This window comes from Kitasatospora sp. NPDC057692, from assembly GCF_042799475.1.
Lineage (GTDB): Bacteria > Actinomycetota > Actinomycetes > Streptomycetales > Streptomycetaceae > Kitasatospora.
The window spans coordinates 38,646-54,832 of sequence record NZ_JBHVIV010000017.1 but is presented as its reverse complement, the minus strand read 5'-3'; the positions used below and the strand labels follow the sequence as shown (position 1 = coordinate 54,832).

Annotated in this window: 13 protein-coding genes; 6 read left to right on the top strand and 7 right to left on the bottom strand. The window is 71.1% G+C overall.

What is annotated here, in order from left to right:
* Positions 1 to 58: 58 nt before the first annotated feature.
* The 7 genes from gyrA to dnaA form a co-directional block, all read right to left on the bottom strand.
* A complete protein-coding gene (gyrA, locus tag ACFVFS_RS12865; protein WP_380623328.1) occupies positions 59 to 2,599 on the bottom strand; it encodes a DNA gyrase subunit A in 2,541 nt (846 codons plus the stop codon).
* 121 nt (positions 2,600 to 2,720) lie between these two features.
* Positions 2,721 to 4,751, bottom strand: coding sequence for a DNA topoisomerase (ATP-hydrolyzing) subunit B (gene gyrB / locus ACFVFS_RS12860; protein ID WP_380623232.1), 2,031 nt, complete (start codon positions 4,749 to 4,751; stop codon positions 2,721 to 2,723).
* A 247-nt stretch (positions 4,752 to 4,998) separates the two neighbouring features.
* A complete protein-coding gene (locus tag ACFVFS_RS12855) occupies positions 4,999 to 5,526 on the bottom strand; it encodes a DUF721 domain-containing protein (RefSeq protein ID WP_380623326.1) in 528 nt (175 codons plus the stop codon).
* Between the two features lie 218 nt (positions 5,527 to 5,744).
* Complete coding sequence (recF, locus tag ACFVFS_RS12850) at positions 5,745 to 6,878, bottom strand: DNA replication/repair protein RecF (RefSeq protein ID WP_380623230.1); 1,134 nt, start codon at positions 6,876 to 6,878, stop codon at positions 5,745 to 5,747.
* Between the two features lie 43 nt (positions 6,879 to 6,921).
* Positions 6,922 to 7,914 (bottom strand): phosphogluconate dehydrogenase (NAD(+)-dependent, decarboxylating), encoded by a 993-nt coding sequence (gene gnd, locus ACFVFS_RS12845; RefSeq protein WP_380623228.1) that lies wholly within the window; start codon positions 7,912 to 7,914, stop codon positions 6,922 to 6,924.
* 95 nt (positions 7,915 to 8,009) lie between these two features.
* Positions 8,010 to 9,140, bottom strand: a complete 1,131-nt coding sequence (dnaN, locus tag ACFVFS_RS12840) for a DNA polymerase III subunit beta (protein ID WP_350560580.1) — start codon at positions 9,138 to 9,140, stop codon at positions 8,010 to 8,012.
* 951 nt (positions 9,141 to 10,091) lie between these two features.
* A complete protein-coding gene (gene dnaA / locus ACFVFS_RS12835; RefSeq protein WP_380623226.1) occupies positions 10,092 to 11,900 on the bottom strand; it encodes a chromosomal replication initiator protein DnaA in 1,809 nt (602 codons plus the stop codon).
* Between the two features lie 354 nt (positions 11,901 to 12,254).
* Here dnaA and rpmH point away from each other — a divergent pair, with 354 nt between their 5' ends.
* The 6 genes from rpmH to rsmG all read left to right on the top strand — a co-directional run bounded on the left by rpmH (position 12,255) and on the right by rsmG (position 16,020).
* Positions 12,255 to 12,392 (top strand): 50S ribosomal protein L34, encoded by a 138-nt coding sequence (rpmH, locus tag ACFVFS_RS12830; RefSeq protein WP_030059672.1) that lies wholly within the window; start codon positions 12,255 to 12,257, stop codon positions 12,390 to 12,392.
* An 18-nt stretch (positions 12,393 to 12,410) separates the two neighbouring features.
* Positions 12,411 to 12,839, top strand: coding sequence for a ribonuclease P protein component (gene rnpA / locus ACFVFS_RS12825; RefSeq protein ID WP_380623224.1), 429 nt, complete (start codon positions 12,411 to 12,413; stop codon positions 12,837 to 12,839).
* A complete protein-coding gene (gene yidD / locus ACFVFS_RS12820; RefSeq protein WP_376086406.1) occupies positions 12,836 to 13,207 on the top strand; it encodes a membrane protein insertion efficiency factor YidD in 372 nt (123 codons plus the stop codon). Before rnpA ends, yidD begins: the two co-directional genes overlap by 4 nt.
* Positions 13,204 to 14,391, top strand: coding sequence for a membrane protein insertase YidC (gene yidC, locus ACFVFS_RS12815; RefSeq protein ID WP_380623222.1), 1,188 nt, complete (start codon positions 13,204 to 13,206; stop codon positions 14,389 to 14,391). Before yidD ends, yidC begins: the two co-directional genes overlap by 4 nt.
* An 84-nt stretch (positions 14,392 to 14,475) precedes the next feature.
* Positions 14,476 to 15,006 carry a protein jag gene (locus ACFVFS_RS12810; RefSeq protein WP_380623220.1) on the top strand — a complete coding sequence of 177 codons (531 nt, stop codon included), beginning with the start codon at positions 14,476 to 14,478 and terminating at the stop codon, positions 15,004 to 15,006.
* 174 nt (positions 15,007 to 15,180) lie between these two features.
* Positions 15,181 to 16,020 carry a 16S rRNA (guanine(527)-N(7))-methyltransferase RsmG gene (gene rsmG, locus ACFVFS_RS12805; RefSeq protein WP_380623218.1) on the top strand — a complete coding sequence of 280 codons (840 nt, stop codon included), beginning with the start codon at positions 15,181 to 15,183 and terminating at the stop codon, positions 16,018 to 16,020.
* Positions 16,021 to 16,187: the final 167 nt, after the last annotated feature.

Below are 16,187 nucleotides of genomic sequence, written 5' to 3'. Positions count from 1 at the left end.
CGGCCGGTACCGCCACGTCGTGTACGGACGTGACGGTACCGGCCGACGCGGTACGAGGTCAGGCCTGGGCGGTTCCGCCGCCCGGCGCCGTCTCCGTACCCTCGGCCACCTCGGTGGACTCGGTACCCGACTCCTCGTCCTCCGCCGACTCCTCGTCCTCGGCCTCCGCGTTGCGGGCCATTCCCACGACCGCATCGCGCTTGCCCAGGTTGATCAGTTGGACGCCCATGGTGTCACGTCCGGTTTCACGAACCTCGGAAACCCTCGTGCGGATCACTCCACCGGACAGGGTGATCGCCATGATCTCGTCGGTCTCGTCGACGACGAGCGCGCCGACCAGCGAGCCCCGGCCCTCGACGATCTTCGCCGCCTTGGTGCCGTAGCCGCCGCGTCCCTGGACACGGTACTCGTCCACCCCGGTGCGCTTGGCGTAACCGCCGTCGGTCGCGGTGAAGACGTAGGTGCCCGGACGGACCACGTTCATCGAGAGCAGCTCGTCGTCCTCGCGGAAGGCCATGCCCTTGACGCCGGAGGTGGCGCGGCCGGTGGAGCGCAGCGCCTCGTCGGTGGCGGTGAAGCGGATCGACTGCGCCTTGCGGGAGACCAGCAGCAGGTCGTCCTCGGCGGAGACCAGCTCGGCGCCGATCAGCTCGTCGTCCCGGCCCTCGTCGTCCTGGCGCAGGTTGATCGCGATCAGACCGCCGGAGCGCGGGGAGTCGTAGTCCTTCAGCGGGGACTTCTTCACCAGGCCGGCCCGGGTGGCGAGGACCAGGTAGGGCTTGTCCTCGTAGGTGCGGACGGCCATCACCTGGGCGATGTGCTCGTCCGGCTGGAAGGCCAGCAGGTTGGCCACGTGCTGGCCGCGGGCGTCGCGCCCGGCGTCCGGCAGCTCGTAGCCCTTGGCGCGGTAGACCCGGCCCTTGTTGGTGAAGAACAGGATCCAGTTGTGGGTCGTCGTCACGAAGAAGTGGTCGACGATGTCGTCCTGCTTGAGCTGGGCGCCGCGCACGCCCTTGCCGCCGCGCTTCTGCGAGCGGTAGAGGTCGGAGCGGGTCCGCTTGACGTAGCCGCCGCGGGTGATCGTGACGACGATGTCCTCCTCGGCGATGAGGTCCTCGATGGAGAGGTCGCCGTCGGAGGGGATGAGGGTGGAGCGCCGCTCGTCGCCGTACTTCTCGACGATCGCGGTGAGCTCCTCGGAGATGATCCCGCGCTGGCGGGTCGGCGAGGCCAGGATCGCGTTGTACTCGTCGATCTTGCGCTGCAGCTCGTCGTGCTCGTCCATGATGCGCTGGCGCTCCAGGGCGGCCAGGCGGCGCAGCTGCATCTCCAGGATGGCGTTGGCCTGGAGCTCGTCGATCGACAGCAGGTCCATGAGGCCGGTGCGGGCGGCGTCGGCGCTCGCCGAGGCCCGGATCAGCGCGATGACCTCGTCGATCATGTCCAGGGCGCGCAGCAGCGCGCGCAGGATGTGGGCGCGCTCCTCGGCCTTGCGCAGCCGGAAGGTGGTGCGCCGGACGATGACGTCGACCTGGTGGTTCACCCAGTGCCGGATGAAGGCGTCCAGCGACAGGGTGCGCGGCACGCCGTCGACCAGGGCCAGCATGTTGGCGCCGAAGTTGGTCTGCAGGTCGGTGTGCTTGTAGAGGTTGTTCAGCACGACCTTGGCGACCGCGTCGCGCTTGAGCACGATCACCAGGCGCTGGCCGGTGCGCGAGGAGGACTCGTCCCGCACGTCGGCGATGCCGGCGATCCTGCCGTCCTTGACCAGGTCGGCGATCTTCAGCGCGAGGTTGTCCGGGTTGACCTGGTAGGGCAGCTCGGTGATCACCAGGCACTGCCGGCCCTGGATCTCCTCGACCTCGACCACGGCCCGCATGGTGACCGAGCCGCGGCCGGTGCGGTAGTACTCGTCGATGCCGCGCCGGCCGACGATCAGCGCGCCGGTGGGGAAGTCCGGGCCCTTGATCCGCTCGATCAGGGCGTCCAGCAGCTCCTCGGCGGAGGCCTCCGGGTTCTCCAGGTACCAGAGCGCGCCGGAGGCGACCTCGCGCAGGTTGTGCGGCGGGATGTTGGTGGCCATGCCGACCGCGATGCCGGTGGCACCGTTGACCAGCAGGTTGGGGAAGCGCGCGGGCAGGACGGTGGGCTCCTGCGAGCGGCCGTCGTAGTTCGGCGCGAAGTCGACGGTCTCCTCGTCGATGTCGCGCATCATCTCCATCGCCAGCGGCGCCATCTTGCACTCGGTGTAGCGCATGGCCGCGGCCGGGTCGTTGCCCGGGGAGCCGAAGTTGCCGTTGCCGTCCACCAGCGGCATCCGCATCGACCACGGCTGGGCCAGGCGGACCACGGTGTCGTAGATCGAGGTGTCGCCGTGCGGGTGGTAGTTGCCCATGACGTCGCCGACGACGCGGGCGCACTTGTAGTAGCCCTTCTCGGGGCGGTAGCCGCCGTCGTACATCGCGTACAGCACACGGCGGTGCACCGGCTTCAGGCCGTCGCGCACCTCGGGCAGGGCCCGGCTGACGATGACGCTCATCGCGTAGTCGAGGTACGAGCGCTGCATCTCGGTCTCGAGCTCGACCGGCTCGATCCGCAGGGTGACCGCGTTGGCGGCCTCGGGGGTCTCGGGCTGCTCGCCTTCGGGACGGTTGTCGTCGACCACTGGTGGTCAGTTTCCTTTCACGCGGACTGGTACGTGCGGGGCCTGCGGGCAGGCGTCACACGTCCAGGAAGCGGACGTCCTTGGCGTTGCGCTGGATGAAGGAGCGACGGGCCTCGACGTCCTCGCCCATGAGGATCGAGAACAGCTCGTCGGCGCGGGCGGCGTCCTCCAGGGTGACCTGGAGCAGCAGGCGGTGGGCCTGGTCCATGGTGGTGACCCGGAGCTCCTCGGCGTTCATCTCGCCGAGACCCTTGAACCGCTGGATCGCGTCGTCCTTCGGCAGCCGGCGCCCGGCGGCCACGCCCGCCGCGATCACGGCGTCGCGCTCGCGGTCGGAGTAGACGTACTCGAAGTCGTCCTTGCCCCACTTGATCTTGTACAGCGGCGGCATCGCCAGGTACACGTAGCCGGCCTCGACCAGCGGCCGCATGAAGCGGAACAGCAGGGTGAGCAGCAGGGTGCGGATGTGCTGTCCGTCGACGTCGGCGTCGGCCATCAGCACGATCTTGTGGTACCGCAGCTTGGACTCGTCGTAGTCCTCCTGGATGCCGCAGCCGAAGGCCGAGATCAGCGCCTGGACCTCGGTGTTCTGCAGCACCTTGTCGATCCGGGCCTTCTCGACGTTCAGGATCTTGCCGCGGATCGGGAGGATCGCCTGGATGCGCGGGTCACGGCCCTGCTTGGCCGAGCCGCCGGCGGAGTCGCCCTCGACGATGAAGATCTCGCACTCGGCCGGGTCCTTGGACTGGCAGTCGCTGAGCTTGCCGGGCAGCGAGGCGGACTCCAGCAGGCCCTTGCGGCGGGTGAGGTCGCGGGCCTTGCGGGCGGCGACGCGCGCGGTGGCGGCCTGGATGGACTTGCGGATGATGTCCGCGGCCTCGTTGGGGTTGCGGTCCAGCCAGTCGTTCAGGTGCTCGTGGACGACCTTCTGGACGAAGGTCTTCGCCTCGGTGTTGCCCAGCTTGTCCTTGGTCTGGCCCTCGAACTGCGGCTCGCCGAGCTTGACCGAGATGATCGCGGTCAGACCCTCGCGGATGTCCTCGCCGGAGAGGTTGTCGTCCTTCTCGCGGAGCAGCTTCTTGTCCCGCGCGTAGCGGTTGACCAGGCCGGTCAGCGCGGCGCGGAAGCCCTCCTCGTGGGTGCCGCCGCCGTGGGTGTGGATGGTGTTGGCGAAGGAGTAGACCCCCTCGGTGTACGAGGAGTTCCACTGCATGGCGATCTCCACCGAGATCGCCTTGTCCTTGTCCTCCGCCTCGAAGTCGATCACCGAGGGGTGGACGACCTCGCCCTTGCGGGAGTTCAGGTGCGCGACGAAGTCGGCGATGCCGCCGTCGTACTTGTACGTGACGGAGAGCGGCCTGCCCTCCTCGTCGACGTGCTCGGGGCGCTCGTCGGTCAGCGCGATGGTCAGGCCCTTGTTGAGGAACGCCATCTCCTGGAACCGGCGGGAGAGCGTCTCGAAGGAGTAGACCGTGGTCTCGAAGATCTCCGGGTCGGCCCAGAAGGTGACGCTGGTGCCGGTGCGCTCGGCGGCCTCGTGCTGGGCCAGCGGGGCGACCGGGGCGCCGGCCTTGTACTCCTGCGTCCAGCGGTGGCCGTCGGTGTGGATCTCCACCGCGAGGCGGGTGGACAGCGCGTTCACCACGGAGACGCCGACGCCGTGCAGACCGCCGGAGACCGCGTAGCCGCCGTTGCCGAACTTGCCGCCCGCGTGCAGAACCGTCAGCACGACCTCGACGGCCGGCTTGCCCTGGCCCGGCATGATGCCGACCGGGATGCCGCGGCCGTTGTCGACCACACGGACGCCGCCGTCGGCCAGGAGCGTCACGGTGATGGTGTCCGCGTGCCCGGCCATCGCCTCGTCGACGGAGTTGTCCACGATCTCCTGCACCAGGTGGTGCAGGCCGCGCTCGCCGGTCGAGCCGATGTACATGCCGGGGCGCTTGCGGACGGCGTCGAGGCCCTCCAGCACCTGGATGGCGCTCGCGTCGTACGACCTGTCGGACTGGTCGGTCTGGTCTGGGATCTGGCTGGGGTTGCCGGAATCGGCCACGAAGCGCCCTCTCTGGCACAGCGCGGGCCGCATCCCCGCTCCCTACGGGCGGGCGTGCGACCACGGCGTTTCGACTCGGTTGCCACTAGCAACAGTGTTTGGCCCCCAGTCTACCGGTACGACTGACATCGATGGGCGTTTGGCAGCCTCTGAGGGCAGAAATGGCGCCCTGAATCCCCTCGGGACATGTCCCGATACTCGCCAGGGGGGCTCAGACCGCCTGGCAGGGCCGTCAGGGGTTCCGGAGGATTGCGGTCCGCTCCGCCCGCGCCCCCGCCCCTCACCCCCAGGTGTCGCCGGGGCCCTTGCTGCCGGGGGCGCGCAGCCGGCCGTAGCCGCGCACCGGGGCGGCGGGGCCGAGCACCTTGATGGCGCGGACCGTGCCGTGGCCCAGCTCGTGGTTCAGACGGGCCACCAACTGTCGCGCCAGCCAGCGGAGTTGGGTGGCCCAGGCGGTGGAGTCGCACTGCACCGTGAGCACCGCGGCCTCGTCGTCGTAGGAGGTGGGCGTGCAGTGCGCGGAGATGTCGGGGCCGACGATCTGCGGCCAACGGCCCATCACCCCGCCGACCGCGGCCGAGGACTCCCAGCCCCGCTCGGTCAGCAGCCGGGTCAGCGCCGCCCCCAGCGGCACCGGGTCGCGGCCGTCCGAGCGGGCCCCGCTGCGCAGGCCGTGCCGCTTCGCCTCGCGCTTCTCGCGCACCTGCTCACCGCGCTGGCGGGCCTGCGCCCGGGCCGCCCGCAGCGCCGAGCGCGCCAGGTCGGCACCGGTCGGCTCGGGGTGCTCCGCCGAATCGCTCACGGCGATCTCCTTATCCCCACCCTGTGGACAACGGTGAGCCGTCCAGCGTACGGGAGCCGGGGAGGCACGCGGCGGCTCGGGTCGGCGCTCCCGGGGGGACGGGGACGGGGTGTGCGACCGCCGGCGGCGGCCGGTCGGGGCCGGTCGGGCGCGGCCCGAAGCGGCCGGGGGCGGGACGGCCGGAAGCCGGAACGGCCGGGGGAGGCTGCGGCGCCGGGGCGCGGTCAGCCGGTGACGCGCTGGACGGCGCCGTCGGCGACCGCGTACCGGGCGCCGGCCAGCGCCTTCGGGACGTCCTCGGCCACCGCCGCGGTCACCAGCACCTGCTCGCCGCCGGCCACCAGCTCGGCCAGCCGGTCGCGGCGGGCGGCGTCCAGTTCGGCGAAGACGTCGTCCAGGATCAGCACCGGCTCCCCCCCGTCGGCGCGCAGCAGCTCGTACGACGCCAGCCGCAGAGCCAGCGCGAACGACCAGGACTCGCCGTGGCTGGCGTAGCCCTTGGCGGGCAGCGGGCCGAGCTTGAGCACCAGCTCGTCGCGGTGCGGGCCGACCAGGGTGACCCCGCGCTCGACCTCCTGCTTGCGGAGCGTGCGCAGCGCCTCCAGCAGCTGCTCCTCGGCCTGCTCCCGGCTGGTCGGCAGCCCGCCCTCGAAGGAGCTGCGGTACTCCAGCGCGGTCTCCCCGCCGCCCGGCGCGAGCTGCCCGTAGGCGGCCGTGACCAGCGGCTGGAGGGAGGCCACCAGCTGGAGGCGGAAGGCGGTGAGCTCGGCGCCGGCCCGGGCCAGGTGGCCGTCCCAGACCTCCAGGGTGGACAGGTCGGCGCCCTTGCCGCCGCCGGCCCGGCGGGCCATCGCGGCGGTCTTCAGCAGGGCGTTGCGCTGCTTGAGCACCCGCTCGTAGTCCTGCCGGACCCCGGCCAGCCGGGGCGCGCGGGCGGTCAGCAGCTCGTCCAGGAAGCGCCGGCGCTCCCCCGGGTCGCCCTTGACCAGGGCGAGGTCCTCGGGGGCGAACAGCACGGTGCGCAGCAGGCCCAGCACATCGCGCGGGCGGACGTTGTCGGAGCGGTTGATCCGGGCCCGGTTGGCCTTGCCGGGGGTGATCTCCAGCTCGACCAGGGTGGAGCGGCCGCGGTCCACCACCGAGGTGCGGATCACCGCGCGCTCGGCGCCCAGCCGGATCAGCGGGGCGTCGGTGGCCACCCGGTGGCTGCCCAGGGTGGCGACGTAGCCGACCGCCTCGACCAGGTTGGTCTTGCCCTGGCCGTTGGGGCCGACGAACGCCGTCACGCCCGGGTCGAGGGCGACCTCGGCCCGGGCGTAGGAGCGGAAATCGGCGAGCGACAGGTGCGCGACGTGCATGACGGTGGACTGCGCTCGCCTTCTGGGGAGGGACCTGCGGGGACTACTTCGACTCGACCGCGTGGCCGCCGAACTGGTTGCGCAGCGCGGCGATCATCTTCATCTGCGGCGAGTCGTCCTGGCGGGAGGCGAAGCGGGCGAACAGCGAGGCGGTGATCGCCGGCAGCGGGACGGCGTGGTCGATCGCGGCCTCGACGGTCCAGCGGCCCTCGCCGGAGTCGGCGGCCCAGCCCTTGAGCTTGCCCAGGTGCTCGTCCTCGTCCAGGGCGCGGACGGCCAGGTCGAGCAGCCAGGAGCGGATCACGGTGCCCTCCTGCCAGCTGCGGAAGACCTCGCGGACGTCGGTGACCTCGGGAGCCGCCTCCAGCAGCTCCCAGCCCTCGGCGAAGGCCTGCATCATCGCGTACTCGATGCCGTTGTGGACCATCTTGGCGAAGTGGCCGGCGCCGACCGCGCCCGCGTGCACCGAGCCGAAGTCGCCCTCGGGCTTGAGCGCGTCGAAGACCGGCTGCGCCTTGGCGACGTGCTCGGCGTCGCCGCCGTACATCAGCGCGTAGCCGTTCTCCAGGCCCCAGACGCCGCCGGAGACGCCGCAGTCGACGAAGCCGATGCCCTTGGCGGCCAGCGCCTCGGCGTGCTTGATGTCGTCGGTCCAGCGGGAGTTGCCGCCGTCGACGACCACGTCGCCGGGGGAGAGCAGCTCTGCCAGCTCGTCCACGGTGGCCTGGGTGGCGGCGCCCGCCGGGACCATGACCCAGACGACGCGCGGGCCCTGCAGCTTGGTGACCAGCTCCTGGAGGCTCTCGACGTCGGAGATGTCGGGGTTGCGGTCGTAGCCGATGACGGTGTGGCCGGCGCGGCGGATCCGCTCGCGCATGTTGCCGCCCATCTTGCCGAGACCGATGAGGCCGAGCTCCATAGCCAAATCCTTACCTGTGGTGACGTCCCTGCGGGCGGCGCCGTTGCCGCGCCTCCTTGAGCCTACGTGTTGGAGCCGGAAGGCCCCCTCGCGGTCGGGCCGACCGGGGGCTTCCACAGGTTTGTTCACAGGGCTGTGGACGGAGCCGTGGACGAACGACTCCCCGGACCGGGCCGATGGCGGCCGACCCGGTCCGGGGAGCGGAGGCCGGCTCAGCCGGAGAGGCGCACCGGCATGATCAGGTACTGGTAGGCCTCGTCCGCCTCGGAGTCCACCGCGGCCTTGCCGCTGAGCAGCGCGGGCTTGGTCGGGGTGGTGAAGCTCAGCTGGGCGTAGGCGGAGTCGATGGCCTTGAGGCCCTCCTCCAGGTAGCCCGGGTTGAACGCGATCGAGATGGCGTCGCCCTCCAGGGAGGCGTCGATGCGCTCGGTGGCCTGGGCGTCGTCGCCGGAGCCGGCCTCCAGGGTGAGCACGCCCTCCTCGAAGTTCAGCCGGACCGGGGTGTTGCGCTCGGCGACCAGCGAGACGCGCTTGAGCGCCTCCAGGAAGGGCTGGGTCTGGATCGCCGCGATCGCGTTGAACTCGGTCGGGAACAGGCTGCGGTACTTGGGGAACTCGCCCTCCAGCAGGCGGGTGGTGGTCCGCCGCCCGGCGCCCTCGAAGCCGATCAGGCCCTCGCCCGCGCCGCCCGAGGAGAGCGCGATGGAGACGCTGTCGCCGCTGCCCAAGGACTTGGCGATGTCCTGCAGGGTCTTGGCCGGGACGAGCGCGACCGCCGAGATGTCGGCCTGCTCCGGCTTCCACAGCAGCTCGCGGACCGCGAAGCGGTAGCGGTCGGTGGCGGCCAGGGTGATCCGGTCGCCCTCGATCTCGACCCGGACGCCGGTGAGCACCGGCAGGGTGTCGTCCCGCCCGGCGGCCACGGCGGCCTGGCTGACCGCGGAGGCGAAGACGTCACCGGGGACGGTGCCGGTCGCGGTGGGCATCTGGGGCAGGGCCGGGTACTCGTCCACCGGCAGGGTCGGCAGGGTGAACCGGGAACTGCCGCAGACCACGCTGACCCGCTGGCCGTCGGTGGAGATCTCCACCGGCCGGTTGGGGAGGTTGCGCGAGATGTCGTTGAGCAGCCGGCCGGAGACCAGCACGGTGCCGGCCTCCTCGATGTCGGCCTCCAGCTCGACCCGGGCCGAGACCTCGTAGTCGAAGCCGGACAGCGCCAGGCTGCCGTCCTGGGCCGTCAGCAGCAGGCCGGCCAGCACCGGCACCGGCGGCCGTGCCGGGAGGCTGCGGGCAGCCCAGGCCACCGCCTCCGCGAGGACGTCACGCTCCACCCGGAACTTCACCGGTAACCGCCTCCTGGATCGAGCGCTCCCGCTCGCACGTCTGGTTCTTCTGATCTTGGTCTTCGGTGCGGCTGTCCGCCGAGCTCCGCCGCTCCGCTTCCAGTCGCCGAGGACAGTCTGACGTACTCCACCGACAGACGGGGCAGACGGGCGGAAGCAACTCGAACGGATGTCGGGGAGCGGTTGTCCACAGATTTCGGGCCCACCCGCTTTTGAAGCAGGCGAACGGTCTATAGGTGTAGTGGTAGTAGTAGGGCCTGTGGAAACCGTGGATAACCCTGTTTGCGCAGGTCAGGCCCGGTTTTTTGTCCACAGGACATGTGGATGGCGGCTGTGGACGAACACGGCCCGCTGTGGACGGCGGAGCGTTACCCACAGGGCACGCTGGGTATCCACAGGTTATCCCCAGCACCATCCCCAGATCCGGAGGCGGTTATCCACGGGCCCCGGTCAACTTTTCGTGACGGCTTTCACACCTGGGCATGAACGACGGCGGAAGCTTGTCGAACTGTGGACACGGCTGTGGACAACCTGGGGATAACCCCGCCCTGCCTGGGGACAACCGGTGGACAACCCGGCCGGCCCACTGACGGGCCGCCAATTGTCCACACCCTGTGGATAACGGTTGTGCACAAGTCCACAGGCACCTGACCTGCGCAGAAGAGCGTAGCGGCGGGCGCCCTGTGGAGGAATTCTGGATAACTCACGGCGCCCCGGCCTGTGGATGACGGAGAACCGCCCCGGCCTGTGGATTTCGGCCTCGCGCGCCGGTGGAGTTCGAATCACCGGTCAGATGTTCGGCGCGGGCTGTGGACCGGCGGACGGTCCGTCACCGGCATCCCTGCCCCGCCGGCCCGCCGCGCACACCTGTGGACATGCCGAAAGGGCGTCAGGATCGCTCCTGACGCCCTTTTCCGGCCATCGCGGGACCTGCCCCGACGGGCCGTCCGGCTAGCTCTTGATGCGGTTGGTCAGCTCGGTGACCTGGTTGTAGATCGAGCGCCGCTCGGCCATGAGTGACCGGATCTTGCGGTCGGCGTGCATCACGGTGGTGTGGTCGCGGCCGCCGAACTGCGCGCCGATCTTCGGCAGCGAGAGGTCGGTGAGCTCCCGGCAGAGGTACATGGCGATCTGACGCGCGGTCACCAGCACGCGGCTGCGCGAGGATCCGCAGAGGTCGTCGACCCCCAGCCCGAAGTAGGCGGCGGTCTGCTGCATGATCACCTGGGCGGTGATCTCCGGACCGGCGTCCTCGTCGCCGCCCGGGATGAGGTCCTTGAGGACGATCCCGGCCAGCTCCAGGTCCACCGGCGCCCGGTTGAGGTTGGCGAAGGCGGTGACCCGGATGAGGGCCCCCTCCAACTCCCGGATGTTCCGGGTGATCCGGGACGCGATGAACTCCAACACGTCGGCGGGAGCGTTGAGTTGCTCCTGGATCGCCTTCTTGCGCAGGATCGCGATCCGGGTCTCCAGCTCCGGCGGGGTGACGTCGGTGATCAGCCCCCACTCGAAGCGGTTGCGCAGCCGGTCCTCCAGCGTGGTCAGCAGCCTGGGCGGCCGGTCGGAGGAGAGGACGATCTGCTTGTTGGCGTTGTGCAGGGTGTTGAAGGTGTGGAAGAACTCCTCCTGCGTGGACTCCTTGCTCGCCAGGAACTGCACGTCGTCCACGAGCAGGATGTCCATGTCCCGGTAGCGCTTGCGGAAGGTGTCCGCCTTGCCGTCCCGGATGGAGTTGATGAACTCGTTGGTGAACTCCTCCGAGGACACGTACCGCACCCGGGTGCCCGGGAAGAGGCTGCGCGAGTAGTGCCCGATGGCGTGCAGCAGGTGGGTCTTGCCCAGCCCGGACTCGCCGTAGATGAAGAGCGGGTTGTACGCCTTGGCCGGGGCCTCGGCGACCGCCACCGCCGCCGCGTGCGCGAAGCGGTTGCTCGCGCCGATGACGAAGGTGTCGAACAGGTACCTGGGGTTCAGCCGGGCGGCCGGCTCGTCCTTGCGGGGGCCGCCGGCCGGGGGCGCGCCGGGCGGGGCGGGCACGCCGGGGACCGCGGGGCGGTCGGTGCCGCGCTCGGCGGGGCCCTTGTCGCCCCCGCGTCCGGCGGCCGGGCGGGCCCCGGGGGAACGGCGGCCCGCGGCGGTCCGCGGGTGCTCGCCCGGGCCGGGTCCGTAGGCGCCGCCGAAGAGGTCGCCCTGGGTGGTGGAGGGCGGTGCGGGCAGCGGCCGGGGCGCGGGCCGGGGGGCCGGCTCCTCGGGCTCGCGGTAGGCCGGCGGCTGCTCCTGGTAGCCGGGCCAGGCCTGGGCGGCCGGCGGGCCGCCGTAGGGCGAGGGGTGCTGCTCGTAGCCGCCGGTGTCGTAGGAGGGCCGCTCGTAGCCCTGCTCGTAGTCCTGGTCGTACCCCTGCGGGTAGCCCTGGTCGCCGTAGCCGCCGGCGTCCTGCTCGGACGGGCTCGGGTACGGCTCGGCGGGGGCCTGCGGGGCGGGGGTGGTCGGCACGGCGTTGGCGTCGACCATCACGGCGATCCGCACCGGGCGGGCCAGCTCGCGCGAGAGCCCCTCGGTCAGCTGCGGCAGCAGCCGGCCCTCCAGCACCTGCTTGGCCCGCTCGTTCGGGGCCGCCAGCAGGGCGGTGTCGTGCATCATCCACATGGGCTGGGTGCGCTGCACCCACTGCTTGTCCATCTCCCCGATGTCCGGGTCGCCGACCAGCCGCTCGACGACCCTCGCCCAGACCGGGACAAGGTCGCTGTTGACATCAGCCACTGGTGCACGCTTTCCGATGAACAAACCAGACAAGTCCTGCAACGGTAGTCAGCGAACAGAGACGGATCAAGTCGTTGTCCACAGGCTGTGGGTAAACGGCCTCCAGGCGGCTGGTTTGACCCTCGCGCCCCGTCCCGCGTACCGTAACCAGGTCGAGTTGTCGATGGCCGCTGCCGCATGTCCGCGGGTCCACCCGCTCCATAAGGCGCGCAGCACGGGCGCCGTGGATTGCCTCAAACCTCAGCCGAACTGGGGCGATGGGCCGGATTTCCGATACATGGGGAGATCACGCGGACGCACGGTGACGGCCAAGCGACTCCCCGTCATCCTACGATTCACCTCAGGAGCCCCCGAGTGAGCAAGCGCACCTTCCAGCCGAACAACCGTCGTCGCGCGAAGACCCACGGCTTCCGGCTGCGGATGCGTACCCGCGCCGGCCGCGCCATCCTGGCTGCCCGCCGTGGCAAGGGCCGCGCCAGCCTGTCCGCCTGATCCGCACCAGAGTCTGTTGTGCTGCCCTCCGAGAATCGGCTGCGGCGGCGCCAGGACTTCGCGACCGCGGTGAAACGCGGTCGCCGGGCCGGTAGGCCCCTGCTGGTCGTCCATCTCGCCAGAGAGGACGCCCCCGGGGGCCGCACCGACCGGACCAGCGACACCCGCCCGCACGTCGCCGAGGGGACTCCTTCGGCGCGTGCGGGTTTCGTCGTGAGCAAGGCCGTCGGCCCGGCGGTCACGCGCAACCTGGTCAAGCGCCGGTTGCGCCACCTTGTGCGTGATCGTCTGTCCCGGCTGCCCGCCGGTAGCCTGATAGTGGTGCGTGCGCTGCCCCCGGCCGCGTCCGCCTCGTACCAGGAACTCGAACGCGACCTGGACGCGGCGCTCAAGCGGCTGCTCAAGGTCGAGCACGCCGCCTCGGCGCCGACGGGAGCAGGGCGATGAAGTACCTGCTAATGGGTCTGATCAGGGTCTACCAGTGGACCATCAGCCCACTGCTCGGTCCGGTGTGCCGCTACTACCCGTCCTGCTCCCACTACGGCTTCGAGGCCGTGCGGACGCACGGGGCGGTGAAGGGCGGCGCGCTGACCGTGTGGCGCATCCTGCGCTGCAATCCGTGGACTCCCGGCGGGGTCGACCATGTCCCGCCGCGCAAGCATCCGGTGTGGCACCGCCGGCTGCGGGACCGGCTGAAGGGCCGGTCCGCCGCCGATCAGCCGGTGATCATGCCCCCCGCCGGTCCGGACCCCGAGGGCCCGGCGACCATTGGCCCCATGGGGCCAATCCCAATGTCCAAGGAGCCTGACCGGTGACCTTCTCGTTCCTCAACCCCCTGTACACAGCGGTGTCCTGGATCATCGTCCAGTTCCACTCGCTGTACAGCCACGTCTTCGACCCGAACGGTGGCTGGGCCTGGGGTCTGGCCATCGCCTCGATGGTGGTCGTCATCCGGATCTGCCTGATCCCGCTCTTCGTGAAGCAGATCAAGGCGACCCGGGCCATGCAGGCGATCCAGCCGAAGATGAAGGCCATCCAGGAGCGGTACAAGAACGACCGCCAGCGCCAGTCCGAAGAGATGATGAAGCTGTACAAGGAGGCGGGTACCAACCCGTTCTCCAGCTGCCTTCCCATCCTCGTGCAGGCGCCGTTCTTCACCGCGCTCTACGGCGTGCTGGCCAAGGTCGCCGACGGCAAGCCGATCGGCGTGATCGACGGCACCCTGCTCGACAGCGCCCAGCAGGCCCACATCTTCGGTGCCCCGCTCTCGGCGACCTTCGTCGGCAGCAGCGACGTCAGCGTCAAGATCGTCGTCGCGGTGATGATCATCATGATGTCGCTGTCGCAGTTCGTCACCCAGCGCCAGCTGATGACGAAGAACGTCGACCTCACCGTGAAGACGCCGTTCATGCAGCAGCAGAAGATGCTGATGTACGTCTTCCCGATCATGTTCGCCGTGATGGGCATCAACTTCCCGGTCGGTGTCCTGGTCTACTGGCTGACCACCAACGTCTGGTCGATGGGCCAGCAGCTGATCGTCATCCGCAACAACCCGACGCCGGGCAGCAAGGCCTGGGACGAGCGCCAGGCCCGCCTGAAGAAGGCCGGCCGGCTGAACCCGGACGGCTCGGTCATCAAGGGCCCGCTGTTCGGCCTGCTCCCGGCGAAGAAGTCGGCCGTCAGCGCGGAGGCCGTGGTCGAGGAGTCGGTGCAGGTGCGCCGGCAGCAGCCGCGGAAGCAGAGCAAGTCGCAGCGCCAGCACGGCGGCGCCCAGCCGGTCGGCCTGACCAAGGACGCCCCGGCCGATCAGCCCGCCGACGCGGTTCCGGCGGAGCCCGCCGACAGCGGCGCCACCGGGACGTCCGCGGCGTCCGCCGGTACCGGTGCGGCCAAGCAGACCGCGGCCCGTCCCGCCGGCGCCAAGCCGGGTGCGGCCCGTCAGCAGAGCGGCCGGCAGCAGCCCAAGCGCGGCGGCGGTCAGCGGCCGAAGAAGAAGTGACCGGTCCGCTCCGGATCGTTCCCGCGGCCCCCTGAACCTCGTTACCGGCCCACCACCCGGGCCCATCTCCGAAGGAGTCCATCAGTGACGGAAGGCATCACCTCCGCCGTCGAGGCCGAGGCCGAGGCCGGCGCCGACGAAAGCCTCGTCTCCCGCCTGGAGCAGGAGGGCGATATCGCGGCGGACTACCTGGAGGGTCTGCTCGACATCGCCGACCTCGACGGTGACATCGACATGGACGTCGAGGGCGACCGCGCCCTGGTCTCCATCGTCGGCGACGGCAACGACCGCTCGCTGCAGCGGCTGGTCGGCCAGGACGGCGAGGTGCTGGAGGCGCTGCAGGAGCTGACCCGGTTGGCCGTCCACCGGGAGACCGGCGAGCGCAGCCGCCTCATGCTGGACATCGCCGGCTTCCGGGCGCGCAAGCGCTCGGAGCTGGCCGCCCTCGGCGCCCAGGCCGCCGATCAGGTGAAGAGCTCGGGGGAGCAGGTCAAGCTGCGCCCGATGACCCCGTTCGAGCGCAAGGTCGTCCATGACGCGGTGGCCGCGGCCGGTCTGCGCAGCGAGTCGGAGGGCGAGGAGCCCCAGCGGTGCGTGGTCGTCCTGCCGGCCTGACGGCAGGGTGACCGCCGACGGCTTCGGCGGTCGGTATGCGACACGAGGACCCGACCCCGTCCGCCACGCGCGGGCGGGGTCGTCGTCCCTTCGCGGGCGGTGGCCCCGCGAGAGATGTTTCACGTGAAACGGTGCAGGAGCGGGTCGGTGGATCCGGGGAGCGGAGAGTTCGAGATGGACACGGAGAGCGCGCCGGCCGGAGGGCCGGAGACGGGCGCCGGTGGTCCGGGTACCGAGGGTGTGGCGGCCGGCGGCCGTCCGGCGGTCGAGCCGCCGCCCGCGCCGCCGGCCGTGGCCCGGGAGGTCTTCGGCGACCGGTTCGACGCCGCGGTCCGCTACACCGAGCTGCTGGCCACCTCGGGGGTGACCCGGGGGCTGATCGGCCCGCGCGAGGTGCCCCGGCTCTGGGACCGGCACGTGCTGAACTGCGCCGTGCTGGCCGAGCTGCTGCCCGCCGGGACGACCCTCTGCGACGTCGGCTCCGGGGCCGGTCTGCCCGGCATCCCGGTGGCGCTGGCCCGGCCGGACGTCTCGGTGACCCTGCTGGAGCCGCTGCTGCGACGCACCACCTTCCTGGAGGAGGTGGTCCGCGAGCTGGGGCTGGAGAACGTCACGGTGCTCCGCGGCCGCGCCGAGGAGATGGTCGGCAAGCTGGCGGTGGACGTGGTGACCGCGCGTGCGGTGGCGCCGATGGAGCGGCTGGCCGGCTGGGGGCTGCCGCTGCTGCGGCCGCACGGCCAGATGCTGGCGCTCAAGGGCGACAGCGCCGAGCAGGAGCTGGCCGACTCCCGGGCCGGACTGGCGAAGCTCGGTGCGGTGGAGTGGTCGGTGATCGCGGTCGGCGAGGGCACCCTGGAGACCTCGACCCGGGTGGTCCAGGTCAAGGTGGGGGAGAGCCCGGGCGGGGTGAAGGCGGCGACCCGCCGGGCCAAGGCCGCGGCCAGGGCCGGCCGGGCCGCCGGACCGGTGCGCGGCGGCGACCGCGGCCGGACCCCTCGGCGGCGCGGCCGCTGAGCCGGATGTGAGGCCCGACACGGGCGGGGTGGTCCTTCGACCGCCCCGCCCGCGTCGTTCTCGGCCCCCCGGCGACCCCCGGCGGCGTTCGGGTGACGGACGGGGGGACCACAGGACGACATCGGACCACCGGAGTGTCGCATCGTCAGAATTCCGACATTGCGGGC